The following is a 13,763-nucleotide window of genomic DNA, read 5'->3' as shown; positions in this document are numbered from 1 at the left end:
CATTTCAACCTGCATACCACTGCTTTCGTTGAAATTCGTGTCATTAAGTTAATACATGTAGGCGAAGATCATCCCCGGTCTGAAGTAACGACCAGCGGTATATTTCAACCCTGTGCTCAATAGCCATTTATGAAGAACCATGGCTTGCTCTGCGGAAATTTCGCCTTGCAGCATACTAACAAATTTATCACTGTCTTTAGTCAGCTCAGGATTAACTCGTCCGTCAGACAGCACACACTTTTGCAATTTAAGTGCAGTAAGCCACTTTTTTGCATCATTTTGTGACAAATTAAAAGACTCTGAAAGATCTTTCTCATCAAATGAGACTGAACAATTGAACCCTTCAGGTGCGGAAAATGGAATTTTTGAATAGTCATACAGCGCGGTATACACGGTATCCATCAATGTTTCTGCTTGCTGCGATTTACCCGCTAGGCTCAACGCAGTTGCGACACTAAATTGCACACCAATCCACACATCTTGGGCCTGAAAAGCCTCATGTGGTGAGCCGTCTGCCAATGTCATGTTCGCCACACCCAGCTTAGGGCTGTTGATCTCAAAGTTATGTTTACAAACATAGTCCAATGCGCGTTGAATACGCTCTTGCGGGAAAATACCCTCTAAGCCAATCAACTTCAGATAACTGTCGGCAAGCAAGGCATCACCAAAGCTGTTGTCTGAATCTGGTACTAATTCTAGATATTCTTGCGTAAAGGCTTGAGGCGCGGTCTCACTCAGCAAGCGTTTCTTAGAGACTCTTTGAGATACCTTACTGATGTTGATGGAGATGTCGGTCTCATTGAGATAAGCATTGAGCTTATTCTTGTCAGTAATCGAATCGCCCGTCAAAGTCAGGCCTAAGGTTTCCAGAGCTTGGTAGCCTTCGCCCGTTAGATGCTTGGCTTGAACTGGCGTCACGAAAAAGTGGTAGTAGCCTTCTTTCTCATCCCACAAGCTTTGTTCAACCGTCGCTAATGCCTTTTTAGAACGTGTTAGATAACCCGCACCTAGATCGTTTTCACCCATCAATTGTGCAAGTTCACTCGCGGCTTGAAGACCAGCAACCCACAAGCTAGCGCAGTAAATTGAGATACCATGAGAAGCGAGGTTATCGAAGGTGTCGTCTGTGCCTCGGGTTAGCGGTAAATCATCGCCCTCAGCGATCAAGTTCGATAAGAAATCGATGCTCTCAGTCACAGCCTGCCAGCACTCTTTAACTACAGAAATATCTTGTGTGTTTTGATAGTGACGGTACACCATCAGAATGTATTTTGGTGCTAAGTCCTTCCACTCTTTAACATTGTGCCAGCTATACGCGTCAGGCTGGATGTCGAACGGGCTACCTAAATCGTGAATAACCGCACCTCGAATAGCACGCACACCTTGGTACTTTTCATCGATAAGCTCAGCATTCGGTGTCGCTTCGTATTCCCAGTAACGGCGTTGAGTGAAGTCTTCGGCCAAGATGGCTTTTGAGAACTCTTTCATCACACAGCCATCAAGCTCCGGCAGTAAATAAAGCAGTGAAAACGAGCCGTAGAAATACACATCCAGAGAGTTAAAGAATGGGTAATCGACACACTCTTTCACCAAGAACTTATCTTCTTTATCCCACACTGTGGATTCGGCTAAGAATGATAGTGAGTTCATCGCCATCGTCGCATAGCGAAGTGCCGATTCAGGTTTTGAAATCTTGCTTTGAGCCTGTTCGAGGAAAGCCGTTTGTTGCTTCACGATCTGCTGTTCAATGCTCTCAAGCTTTGGCAGAACATCCTCTAACATGGGTAAGGCAGGCTTTGCTTGCGGGTAGAATTGAGTGTAAGCCTTGTCTGAGTGCCAACCATTGAGCATAACTTTACTGTGTGCCATCACCTGTGCGAAACGCAGGTCAACGGATTCGCCCGGCTCCAGTTCAACCTGAACCACAACCAATGCACTCAATGCTTCGCGTCCAGTGTAGATCCCAGTTTGGAATTCGGCGTTAGTACGGCCTGTTTTCAGTGCGAACTCTGTTTGCTGGGTCACTTTCGAAGTATAAAGCGTCGGCTTAACAGACACCGATACCTTGCCAGACTCTAGTAAGTGGTTATCCGTTTGGACACCAAACACCACCTCACCCTCAATATCACTTTGATAAGGGGACTGGCTAGTGAGCTGAACACCGCTAAAACCGTGGCTTTCACCGTTTACCTTCACCGCTTGATGCTGCTGAGCTATCGGGTTTTGAGATAAGGTACACGCCGAATCTTGAATCCCATCGCGACCTTTTCGATAGGTTGAACCAATCAAATTTTGCAGAGGTTGAGCAAGCGTAATCACGCGAGTTTGCTGTGATTCGTTGGTGAACTGGAAGTGGTTCCAGTGCATCGGTAAAGAACAGAGGCGTTTATCGTCTTTAACGATCGGTGAGACGACCTTACGCTTTATTTTAATATCATCAAAACTATTATATTGATATTCAGCTAATGGATATAAAGCCTTATATTCTATATCGCTACCATTAACATTTTCTATATCACCATTATTTCCCGCAGTTAGTGATAGCTGTCTCGTTGCACCATTTATTAATAAACCATTAAAGAAATCTAAGGCTACATATAATTGACAAACAATCGACGATGAATCTGATTCAATTAATAATTGAGTCTTATTAGAAAATTCAACATTCCACTTTATAAAGCTCTCTCTATTTTCTTTATAGAAGTTGCCATTTTTTAATGCGTTACGAATGAGGTTAATCGCATTCGAACTATTATCTATTTTCTTGCCATCGAATAATGCCGGGTAGAAATTCAGGTGAACACTAAGCTCTTGTTCGTTAAGCACCTGAAGGGTATCAATGGTCGGCACATCCATAACCGAAGCATAAAAATCATTAAAATTAACAACTTGCTCTGAACAATCAACAAATATTCCTGGAATAAAACTGAAGTTCGGCGTGTTGCCATTTGGCGTCAGTGTAAATGTATTGCCAATACCGCCCACAGCCATACCAGTATTTTCTGGTGTTGTAGAAATTGGCGTGTACCAAGGTTGAATAAATTCAACTGCATCACCTTTTTTACTCAGGTGTTTTGAATTTCCTGAATAGCTTGTATATGGAATTTTATTATTCATTTTAAAACCGCCATTGAATATTTTTTTCTTCTTGTTAATATCTTTACAAAATGGAGACATCAACATGTTTAAAATTATAAATGAAAAATTTGGAAATATTGACTCTGTCACATTAATAAACCACCAGCATGGTATAGAACTTCAAATAATCAATGGATTTGGTGCTGTTATAAATAAATATATTGTAAATAACAGCCCCTTCTCTTTTATTTGTGGTTATCAGAATTATGATGAACTGATCAACCAACATCCGTTCTTTTCCCGCAGTGCTAAATTATTCCCTTTTCCAAACCGTTTAAACTTAGGTCGTTACAGTTTCGATAACCAAAACCATCAACTCCCGGCTAACTTTCCTTGGTCTGATCACGCCGTACATGGCCTGCTCTACAACCAACCTTTTTCAATCACAAACAGCCAAGCCAATGAAGAGTCCGCCAGTGTGACGCTGCAGTATCAAACGTCATCTTTGCACCCTGCTTTCCCGTTCGCTTTTAACCTTGAAGTCACCTTCACTATCGACATCACAGGCAAGCTCTCTTGCTCGACAACTGCCTCTAATTGTGGTGATTTCGCCTTCCCATACGGTGATGCTTGGCATCCTTATTTCTCGCTTGGCACTGACTTGAAACAGTGTGGGCTTACCATGTCACCTTGTGCTGAGGTCATACACGATAACGACCTGCCTAATGGTGAAAAACAGGCTTTTGACCGTTTGTCTTTGGATGATTCCCTGACCAATCAAAGCCTAAACCACTGCTTTGAATTTGATTCGAAGATAACCAACCAGCTGACTTTCACACGCTCAGATTCATCTGCCGCGATTCACTATCAACAAGATGCGAGCTACCCATTTGTTCAGCTGTACACCCCAACGAGTGAGCAAAGTATTGCAATAGAACCAATGACTTGCCCTGCCGATGCTTTCAATAACCAGATTGGCTTACTGACGCTGAGCCCGAACCAATCTCAAACCTTCACTTGGCAATGCCAAGCCACCTATCAACCCAAATAACCGAACTAAAGCAACAGCTGAACGCGACACCAGCCCCCCCAGAGAACGCATTGCTAACGAAAAACTACAACGTAAAAAACAAACGAAAGAAACTAAACGAAAGAGCAATAAAGGGCGCATAAAGCGCCCTTCTCTTTGTTAACCTAAAACCACTTCTACCGTGTGCTCACCCGATGTAAATACCGGTGCTTTGTTACCTGAAATCAGGTCACCATTAACCTTCATCTCAACCACGCCCTTACACACGTTATTCGGGTTCGTGACATGAATGTTGTATGTTGCACCGCGGAACTGACGACGGACTTTAAACTCAGGCCACTCAGCCGGAATACAAGGGTCCACCAGCAAGCCATCCACTTCAGGGCGAACACCCAGAATCCATTGCGTACCCGCAACGTATGTCCAAGATGAAGTACCCGACAGCCATGCATTACGACCTAGGCCGAACTGTTTATGTTCGTCACCCAAGATGTTTTGCGGGTAGCAGTATGGCTCCGATTCGAAGGTATCAATATCGTCGTTCTTCGAAGCCGGATTAATTTGACGGTAGTACTCATAAGCACGCTCGCCGTTGCCCATTTTCGCTTCCGCTATCATCACCCATGGGTTTGAATGCAGGAATATACCGCCGTTCTCTTTCGCACCCGGTGGGTATGTCGAAACGCCACCAAGTTGCGGATCAAAGCCATTGTAACCAGGAGTTGAAAGCTTGATACCATTGGTCGTGTTCAGCTTGTTGTAAACCGAGTCTAGCGCTTGTGTAGCACGCTCTTGTGTTGCGAAACCAGAAATCACAGGCCAACTTTGACCGTTAGTGTAGATCTGCCCTTGCTCATTCCTGTGAGAACCAATCGGCAGGCCTTGCTCATCAAAGTAACGCACAAACCATTCGCCATCCCAACCGCACTCATTGACTGTGCTCTGCATCTGTTGGTACTGATCTTTAAACTTGGTTGTTAGCTGCGCTTCACCACGCAACTCACAAAGGTCCAGCATATCGAGCAGGGCTTTGCCGTACATGTTGGCTACCATCATCGACTCAGCACCCGTTGGCAGGTTCACCGTATCATTCCAGTCAGCAAAACCTAATAACGGTAGGCCGTGCTCACCCGTATTGGTGTACGTAAATTCAATTGCACGGCACAGGTGATCCCACACGGTGCCTGTTTCCACAGGGTTACCCGCTTTATCTTTTTGATAGAACGGAATCTCTTTATTCAAGAAATCTGCATTGCCCGTTTCTTTCACATATTGAGTGACTGCGTAGATGATCCACAGATGATCGTCACCGTAGTAATCCGGGCGATCTTCTTCTTCACGCGAGTCACCCGCGTTCGCTTCCATCGTTGACGGGAAGAACTGGTGCATCGCAGAACCATTAGTGTTTTGCACAGACAGCAGACGCTCAATGAACTCTCGCGCCTCTTCTGGCATGTGAGTAATCACGCCCAACGTATCTTGCGAAGAGTCACGGAAACCGATACCACGAGCGCCATAGCCAAGCTGATAAAGAGACAAGTAACGAGACCAGTTTTTGGTAGTGTGACACTGACGCGGGTTGTGGACATTAAGCATTGAGTTCATTGCTGGGTCTGGCGTTTCGACCTGAACTGCTTGTAGGTAAGAGTCCCAGTGTTCAGCCAGCTCAACGAAAGCCGAATCGACCACTTGATGGTCACGGTATTTAGCTAACAAAGGCAATCCAGCTTCTAGGCTCTCTTCTTGTGCGATCTGTACGACCGTACGTTCTGTCTGCTCTGGAGATAACCAACCCAGACGTAGGTTAAGTGCACCAATGTTATCGCCGCGCAAACACTCGGTGTTGCCAAGCTCGTCGTTTTCTATCGCTTGCGGCGCAGCCCATGTACCATAGCCAAACTGACCTAGGAATGACTGGCGATCACCGTCGAATGAAGTCGCAGGGCGATCTGCGGTCATCAGGTTTACCGCGTAGTCGCGCTTCATGAAGGCATACTGCTCAAGCACGGTGTGACCCGACTCTTGCTGGTGCGCTTTCAGCGTCATGGTTTGTGGTACCCAATCGGCATTCAGTAACTGCTTAAGTGCATCGAAGTGTGTGAATTCGTAGACTGGCACTACATCAACGTGCAGCGCTTTGTCTGAAATGTTGGTGACCTTGATGTCTTGCAGCAATACTTGGTCAGCTTTTGGTACGAAGAAGGTCGCTTCACAACGCACACCAAACGCTTCTGCAATGATGGTGGTGTAAGACAGGCCTGTATGGTTTTCAAACTTATCCAGCGGCTTCAAGGTTGGTGTATAGAAAGGTGAGAACACCTCTACGTTGCCCGCTTCATCGCGCACCTTGAGGTACATGGTCGAGCCTTTGAAATCTGAGTTTGGTAGTTGAGCAATGTACTTGGTGATACGGTTGAGTGCCGGGTCGCCCTTACACAACAGCACGCCGCCGTTGCTATCGACAATGCCACCGAAATCTAATGTGCCCACATAGTTACACCATTTGATCGGTGTGCATGGTGTGGTTGCTACGTATTCTTTGTTTTTATCGTCAAAATATCCGAATTTCATCATCACTATCCCTAGCCCCTCCCAAATCAGGAGGAGCCAAAACAATTTGTCGTAAGTTGGTTGGTGTCAGATCACTGGCTGATTTAAATTAACTGGCTAGCTCGCTAGCGAGTTCTCACTCAGTGCGTCAAACAGGTGGAAAGCATCCAAATCCAAGTAAAGAGTCAGCTCTTTCACATCTACCTCAGCAGCTTGGGTTTCAATCATCAGCGGTTGGCCGCCGATTTCTGTTTTCAGAAGAATGCTCGCGCCCAACAGTTCCTTGTCTTTGATTTTCACAGGGAATGGCAGCACACGGTCGTGGTCCACTTGCTCTGCACGTAGGTGGATGTCTGTTGGACGAACACCAAAATGCAGCGCTAGGTTTTTAGAGGCCAGAGACTTAAAACGCTCCGGCAGTGGAATGTGAACATCGCCAAGTTCAACGAAGTATTCGCCTTCTTTTTCAATCAGTTTCGCTTCCAACATGTTCATTGACGGGTTACCAATGAATTGCGCGACAAACTTGTTTGCAGGGCGTTGGAACACCTCGGTTGGTGTACCCACTTGAGCCACATAACCGTCTTTCAGGATCACGATTCTGTCCGCCAACGTCATCGCTTCGATCTGATCGTGCGTTACGTAGATCGTGGTGGTTTTAAGTTCACGGTGTAGGTGTTTGATCTCTTCACGCATCACACCACGCAGTTTGGCATCTAGGTTAGATAGCGGCTCATCAAACAAGAACACTTTCGGTGTACGAACCATCGCTCGGCCCATTGCCACACGCTGACGCTGACCACCAGAAAGCTCTTTTGGCTTACGGTTCAGTAGAGGATCAAGCTCCAGCATTTTCGCCGCTTTTAGCACTTCTACGTCGATTTCTGCTTTCGGCATGCCCTTAAGTTTTAGAGCGAAAGCGATGTTCTCGTACACAGTCATGTGTGGGTACAGTGCGTAGCTTTGGAATACCATCGCTAAGTCGCGGTCTTTAGCATCGACCTTATTCATCACTTTGCCACCAACCACGATGTCACCAGAGCTGATGCTCTCTAGGCCAGCAAGCATACGTAGTGTAGTCGACTTACCACAGCCAGATGGGCCAAGGAAAACCACGAACTCACCGTCTTCAACCGTAAAATCAAACTCTTTTACAACCTCAACATCACCGAATGATTTTTTGATGTTCTTAAATTCTACTTTAGCCATTATCTGTTCTCCTCAGCGCGCTCTTGAAGCATGTTTCGGTACGCAATTGCGCTCTGTTTCAGTGTTCTTTCTTGGGTGGTGTAATCAACATGGACGATGCCAAAACGTTGGCAGTAGCCGAAGGCCCACTCAAAGTTATCCATCAGGCTCCAAGCGAAGTAACCATCCACTTTCACACCGGCTTCAACTGCATTGTGAACAGCTTCGATGTGGCCTTGGAAGTAACGAACACGTTGGTCATCCATCACTTGTCCGTTAACACGCTCGTCGTTACCTGCTGCACCGTTCTCTGTAATGTAGATAGGCGGCATATTTTCGTAACGAGCGTCCAGTCTTACCAATAAATCGGTAAGGCCTTGTGGATTGATTTCCCAGCCAATGTAAGTGTGTTCAGCGTCAGTCTGTTTTACTGATTCAATGTCGCCGTTCTCGTTGAAGCGAGCGACATTGCGTGTGTAGTAATTGATACCGATGTAATCAACTGGTGCACTGATGATGTCTAGATCGCCCTCTAGAATCATCGGCATGTTCATCGCTTGGCGCTCGACGACCAACTGTGGGTATTCACCTTTCAATACTGGGTCGATGAACCAGTGGTAGTTCTCCGCTTCGCAGTAATCTGCAGCACCTTGATCTTGCGGTGTTAGTGGGTAAGCCGGAGTCGCGTTAAATACCACGCCATGCTTAGCATGAGGCGCATTCTTACGCAGAATCGGCATCGCCAAACCGTGTGCCAACATTAGGTGGTGAGAAGCTAAGTAGCCCTCTTTCTCACCTTTGATGCCTGGCGCGTGCTCGCCCCAACGGTAACCTAGGAACGCAGACACAAACGGTTCGTTCAATGTTGTGTAAACATCAATCTTGTCGCCAAAATAGTTACTCACCACTTCTGCGTATTCTGCGAACTTGTAAGACGTTTCACGGTTTAACCAACCACCTTTGTCTTCAAGGTATTGCGGCAGATCCCAGTGATAAAGCGTTACGTAAACCTTCATGCCACGAGCATGGCACTCATCAATGATCTGCTCATAGAACTCTAAGCCTTGCTGATTCACCACACCGTCTTGCGGCAGGATGCGTGGCCATGCAATTGACAGGCGGTAAGCGTCAACGCCGAGGCCTTGAATCATCTCGATATCTTGTTGCCACAAGTGGTAGTGGTCGCACGCCACATCACCATTGTCGCCGTTATCTACCTTACCCGGCTTCTTACAAAACGTGTCCCAGATAGACGGTGTACGACCGCCCTCTTCAACGCCGCCTTCAATTTGGTATGAAGATGTCGCGACACCGAATACAAATTCCTTACTGCGTAACTTTGAATCACTTGGAAGTTGAAATTTATTCATTGTTATAACCCTTATACCTAACCTTTAACTGCGCCGGACGTTAAACCACTGATCATCTGTTTCGATGCGAACAGGTATGTAATCACGAGTGGTAAAATAGAAATTGTGGTACCTAGCATTACCGCGCCCCATGGCGTATTCGGAATGCCTTGAACACTTCGTAGTGCTTGTGTGATGACGTAATTGTCAGGGTTGTTTAGCACCACGAGAGGCTGCATAAACATATTCCAGAAGAAGACGAACTGTACGATAGCTAATGTTGCTAGTGCTGGTTTCATCAGTGGCAGCACCACACTCCAGTACGTTCTGAACTCACCTGCGCCATCTAACTTCGCTGCTTCTAATAGCTCTTTAGGAATCGATGCAATCACGTGCTGACGCATCAAGAAGATACCAAATGGTGTGGTGGTGAACGGTAGCCATACCGCCATGTGGTTATCCAGCAAGCCTAAGAATTTCACGATCATGAAGTAAGGGATCAGGCTAAGCACAGGCGGAATCGCCATTGAGCCAACCAGCATGCCGAACAACACGTTCTTACCGCGGAACTTAAACACAGCAAATGCGTAGCCACCCATGCTACAAAACAGCAGCGAGATGGTGGTGCCTAAGAAGGCCACGTAGATCGAGTTAAACATCGCTTTCCAAAACGGCATGATTTCCAGCAGTTTTGCGTAGTTCACCATCAGGCTATCGCCAATAGCGAAGCTGATGCCTGAACCGAAGATTTCCGAACGGTCACGTGTTGAAAGCAGAGCTGACCACACAAACGGGAACACTGTAATGATTGCGGAAACAATCAGTAATATACCGAGCATGACCATCAAGATCTTAGTCATGATGTACATGGTGCGTTCGCTTGGCATTAGGCCACTTAGTGGTGAGGTATTTGTCTTAATTGATGTCGACATCTTAATGTTCCCCTAAGCCTTTCTTACCGAAGAATAAAAATTGAACCAAAGTACAAGACGCGATGAGTGCAAACAGAAGCCATGAAATCGCTGACGCTGTGCCCATTTCTAACCATTCCCAACCCACTTTGTAGAGGTACATAGAGATAGTTAAACCAGATTGACCTGTACCACCTGTGCCACGCGTTAGAACGAACGGTTCTTCAAACATTTGCAGGTTACCGATGATGGTCATGGTGATTGCAAAGAAGATGAATGGACGAATCATTGGTAGTGAGATGTTCCAGAAGCGGCGGAAAGCATTAGCACCATCCATACGAGCAGCTTCTAAAATGTCTTTAGGAATCGTCATTAAACCTGTGGTGTAAAGGACGATGTTAAAACCAGTGTATTTCCAGAAAACCATGATCGCGATAGACGGCTTCACCATAGTGGCATCGTCTAACCAACGGATTGGTTGAAAATCGTTAACCCAAGCAAATGCCCAACCAAACAGTGTGCTATCGGCCAGTGCCATCAGCGTTTGGTTAATGATTCCTGAGTTAGGAGAATACATATTGAAGAAAATCAGTGACGCTGCGACCGTTGATGTGATGAACGGTAGAAAGTAAGCCGATGTTAGCCAGTGACGCATACGGTCACCCATTGAAACCAACATGTAAGCTACTGGAATAGCAACTAAATGCTGAGCCACACCCGATGTGATTGCTAACCACAATGTGTTCTTTAATGAACGCCATAGCCACGGGTCAGTCAAGGCAATGTGATAGTTCTCAAAACCAACGAACTGCATTGCGTCCATGCCCTGTACTGGGTTCCATTCGTGGAACGACAGGTAAACAGAGAACAACAGCGGGAAGATCCCAAATACAGAAAAAATGATCAGAAACGGCAGAAGGAATCCATACGGTGTAAGCGCTTTCAAATTTAGACGAGAAAAAAGGCTTTTGTCCGCAGGTTCTATCGTTGTGCTCGCTGTATGATTCATAGTAACGACCTCTTAAAAAAGGAAGCGCGTTATCCACGCTTCCTCACTTACTCAAAGTAATAACAAATTAAAGATTACGCGTACGACGCTTGATTAGGCGCTCTGCCTCTTTAAGTGCTGTCTCGATGTCCTTGCCTTCATCAAGCACTTCCATCAATGCGTTCTCTAAGATGATAGAACGTGCAACGTGGTCGCCTTGAGCTGGAGATACTGGTTTGATGTTCTGTGCCACTTCAGCAAACAGAAGACGCGCTTTCTGACCGCCTAGGAATTCCATCTCTTCTTGGAACAACTCATCGTCATATGTCGTTACGTTCGCAGGGAAAGCAGCAATCGTTTCGAAGTGCTTAAGTTGAACTTCACGGTCAGTCGTCATGTATTCAATCAACGCCCAAGCTTCATCTGGGTTGTCAGATTGAGTTGGAATAGATAGGAATGAACCACCCCAGCTGCCGTAGATGCCATCAGGTAGGTTTTCTACTGCCCACTTACCTTTGGTTTCAGGTGCGATCCAGTTGTTTAGGTGACCGAGTAGCCAAGCGCCAGAAAGTTGAGTTGCAAATGTGCCGTTGCGGAAGCCTTCGTACCATTCGTTAGACCAAGCCAAAATGCGGCCATCTAAGCCTTTGTCGCGAATCTCTTTTGCTACTTCAAAAGCGTGAACAAAACGCTCAGATGTCACAACTGGGTTGCCATCTTTATCGAAGTAAAGACCTTCGCCTTCAGGAACCGTTGTGAAGATGATTGCTTGTGCAACATCGGCTGCTGAAGCGATAAGTTGTACGTTTTGCTCTTTCAGTTTTTCACCCGCAGCGATGTATGAATCCCAATCTTTAATTGCGTCTTCTACATTAATACCGGCTTTTTCAAACACGTCGGTACGGTAGTACATAACACCTGGACCAAGGTCGACAGGAATGCCGTACATGTCGCCGTCAGCGCCTTTGCCTTGTGCCCATGCGTAAGGTGCGAATCGTTCTTCGTATTTATCTGCACCGTAGTTTTCAGACAAGTTAACTAGGCCGCCAGAGCCAACGAATGGACCGATTTTCTCAACGTCCACAACAATCACATCACCTGCACCAGAGCCCGTTGCTAGGTTAGTGGTTAGTTTCGTGTGGTGGTCACCGTGGTTGTTCATAAGGTAATCAACTTTGATCCCTGTTTCCTTTTCGAAATCAGGCAGTAATACCTTCAGGCTGCTATCGAAATCAGGGAAACCGTCGAAACGAATCTCTTTGTCAGCCGCGTTCACCGCTGTTGTACCTAATCCTAAAGCAACCGCGCATGAAAGCGCCAAGGTCTTAAATTTCATGTTCTATCCTTAATATTTTTATAGGGTAACGAGTAAATCCGATACCGAGTTTCTAGTGACCAACGTCGGCAGCAATTTAAAGTTCACGTCATGTTTGATTTTTTTTAGCTTTTGTAGAGTGAGCTGCACTGCTTCGATGCTCATCTCTTCAATGGGGAAATTAATAGTGGTCAAACTAGGGGTCAGATAACGCGCGAAGATGGTGTTATCGAAGCCGACAAGAGAAACGTCTCTCGGAACAGACAATCCCTCTTTATGCAGAACTTCGAACGCGCCAAATGCCATGTGATCATTTGAAGCGAATACCGCCGTAAAGTGGCATTTTCTGTTGATCAACTTCTTCATGGCGCTGATGCCAGTCTCTTCAGTAAATCCCGCCTCAGAGACTAAGGCTTCATCGTATGGCACACCGGCTTCTTCCAGTGCCTTGCGATAACCCTGCAAACGCCCCCTAGCGTCGGCTTTATCTAAAGGCCCGGTAATACACGCGATATCTGTATGTCCCTTTTGCAAAAGATATTGAGTAGCGAGTAGCCCCCCGGCTTCGTTATCAATATCAATGCAACTCATCGCCATTTCTGGGATGAAGCGGTTAATCAAAACCACAGGGGTCCCCTGTTCTTCCAATTCAATTAAATAGTCATCACTGAGCAGTTGAGTATGAAGAATCAAAGCATCGACACGACGCCCCAACAGAAACTCCACAGACTCGCGCTGCCCTTGTTCGGTGTTCGAACCCGCTGTAACCACAGCGTGGTAACCGAAGCGGCGTAGGTTTTCCTCTATACAATGCAAGATGCCTGAATAGAAAGATCCGCCCAGCTCTGGAACAACAACACCTACACTTCCGGTACGACTTGAAGCCAAAGCCTGAGCGATAGAGTTCGGGCGATAACCCAATTCTTTGATCGCTTTTTCAACCTTTAACTTCTTGTCATGACTCACTCTACTGGTGCCATTGATAACCCTAGACACTGTCGCTTGAGACACACCTGCATGTTCTGATACGTGTTTAATTGTTGCCACTCGAACCTCGATACTTCATTAGCTTGTAACCGCTTACAAAACGATTATTAAGAGATTACGTTTTAGTTGAAGTGAGTGTCATCACACTAAACTTGGAGGTAAAAAGGCTGGATTTGGAAATCTTGAAAGCGCTTACAGATTCACTTCACGCCATGAAACTGTTTCATGAGATTCTTGCTTACCTTATCAAAACGGCGCTCGGTTACCTGTTCCCAAAGTGCTAACAAGCATGCTTAAACTCCGTTTTTCAAAAAGCACAATTCGGAGATGAACCCGCAGCAGACGGTAATATACGGGGATAAATTGA

General features: G+C 46.1%; 9 protein-coding genes. 1 reads left to right on the top strand and 8 read right to left on the bottom strand.

Annotation, left to right across the window (positions count from 1 at the left end):
- Window positions 1-48 precede the first annotated feature (48 nt).
- The gene (locus tag L0992_21890) at window positions 49-3,117 is read right to left on the bottom strand and encodes a non-lysosomal glucosylceramidase (protein ID XGB69050.1); all 3,069 of its coding nucleotides are present in this window, start codon (window positions 3,115-3,117) and stop codon (window positions 49-51) included.
- 64 nt (window positions 3,118-3,181) lie between these two features.
- Here L0992_21890 and L0992_21885 point away from each other — a divergent pair, with 64 nt between their 5' ends.
- Window positions 3,182-4,129, top strand: coding sequence for an aldose 1-epimerase (locus L0992_21885; GenBank protein XGB69049.1), 948 nt, complete (start codon window positions 3,182-3,184; stop codon window positions 4,127-4,129).
- A gap of 138 nt (window positions 4,130-4,267) precedes the next feature.
- Here L0992_21885 and L0992_21880 read toward each other — a convergent pair whose 3' ends face one another.
- The 7 genes from L0992_21880 to L0992_21850 form a co-directional block, all read right to left on the bottom strand.
- Window positions 4,268-6,682 carry a glycosyl transferase gene (locus tag L0992_21880; protein ID XGB69048.1) on the bottom strand — a complete coding sequence of 805 codons (2,415 nt, stop codon included), beginning with the start codon at window positions 6,680-6,682 and terminating at the stop codon, window positions 4,268-4,270.
- Window positions 6,683-6,775: 93 nt separating this feature from the next.
- Window positions 6,776-7,867 (bottom strand): sn-glycerol-3-phosphate ABC transporter ATP-binding protein UgpC, encoded by a 1,092-nt coding sequence (gene ugpC, locus L0992_21875; GenBank protein XGB69047.1) that lies wholly within the window; start codon window positions 7,865-7,867, stop codon window positions 6,776-6,778.
- A complete protein-coding gene (locus L0992_21870) occupies window positions 7,867-9,216 on the bottom strand; it encodes a GH1 family beta-glucosidase (GenBank protein ID XGB69046.1) in 1,350 nt (449 codons plus the stop codon). Before L0992_21870 ends, ugpC begins: the two co-directional genes overlap by 1 nt.
- Window positions 9,217-9,233: 17 nt before the next feature.
- The gene (locus L0992_21865; protein ID XGB70404.1) at window positions 9,234-10,082 is read right to left on the bottom strand and encodes a carbohydrate ABC transporter permease; all 849 of its coding nucleotides are present in this window, start codon (window positions 10,080-10,082) and stop codon (window positions 9,234-9,236) included.
- 46 nt (window positions 10,083-10,128) lie between these two features.
- Window positions 10,129-11,115: a sugar ABC transporter permease gene (locus tag L0992_21860; GenBank protein ID XGB69045.1), complete on the bottom strand. Its 987-nt coding sequence runs from the start codon at window positions 11,113-11,115 to the stop codon at window positions 10,129-10,131.
- A 67-nt stretch (window positions 11,116-11,182) separates the two neighbouring features.
- A complete protein-coding gene (locus L0992_21855; protein ID XGB69044.1) occupies window positions 11,183-12,430 on the bottom strand; it encodes an extracellular solute-binding protein in 1,248 nt (415 codons plus the stop codon).
- Between the two features lie 18 nt (window positions 12,431-12,448).
- Entirely contained in the window at window positions 12,449-13,456 is a 1,008-nt protein-coding gene (locus tag L0992_21850) for a LacI family DNA-binding transcriptional regulator (protein ID XGB69043.1), read from the bottom strand.
- Window positions 13,457-13,763 lie beyond the last annotated feature (307 nt).

Origin of the sequence: Vibrio pomeroyi, assembly GCA_041879425.1 — a bacterium.
Taxonomy (GTDB): Bacteria; Pseudomonadota; Gammaproteobacteria; order Enterobacterales; family Vibrionaceae; genus Vibrio; species Vibrio pomeroyi_A.
This window is presented reverse-complemented; position numbering and strand designations above follow the sequence as displayed.

Coding starts and splice junctions, on each gene's coding strand:
- L0992_21860 (XGB69045.1), bottom strand. CDS start 11,115: ATGAATCATACAGCGAGCACAACGATAGAACCTGCGGACAAAAGCCTT.
- L0992_21885 (XGB69049.1), top strand. CDS start 3,182: ATGTTTAAAATTATAAATGAAAAATTTGGAAATATTGACTCTGTCACA.
- L0992_21870 (XGB69046.1), bottom strand. CDS start 9,216: ATGAATAAATTTCAACTTCCAAGTGATTCAAAGTTACGCAGTAAGGAA.
- L0992_21855 (XGB69044.1), bottom strand. CDS start 12,430: ATGAAATTTAAGACCTTGGCGCTTTCATGCGCGGTTGCTTTAGGATTA.
- ugpC (XGB69047.1), bottom strand. CDS start 7,867: ATGGCTAAAGTAGAATTTAAGAACATCAAAAAATCATTCGGTGATGTT.
- L0992_21890 (XGB69050.1), bottom strand. CDS start 3,117: ATGAATAATAAAATTCCATATACAAGCTATTCAGGAAATTCAAAACAC.
- L0992_21865 (XGB70404.1), bottom strand. CDS start 10,082: ATGCCAAGCGAACGCACCATGTACATCATGACTAAGATCTTGATGGTC.
- L0992_21880 (XGB69048.1), bottom strand. CDS start 6,682: ATGATGAAATTCGGATATTTTGACGATAAAAACAAAGAATACGTAGCA.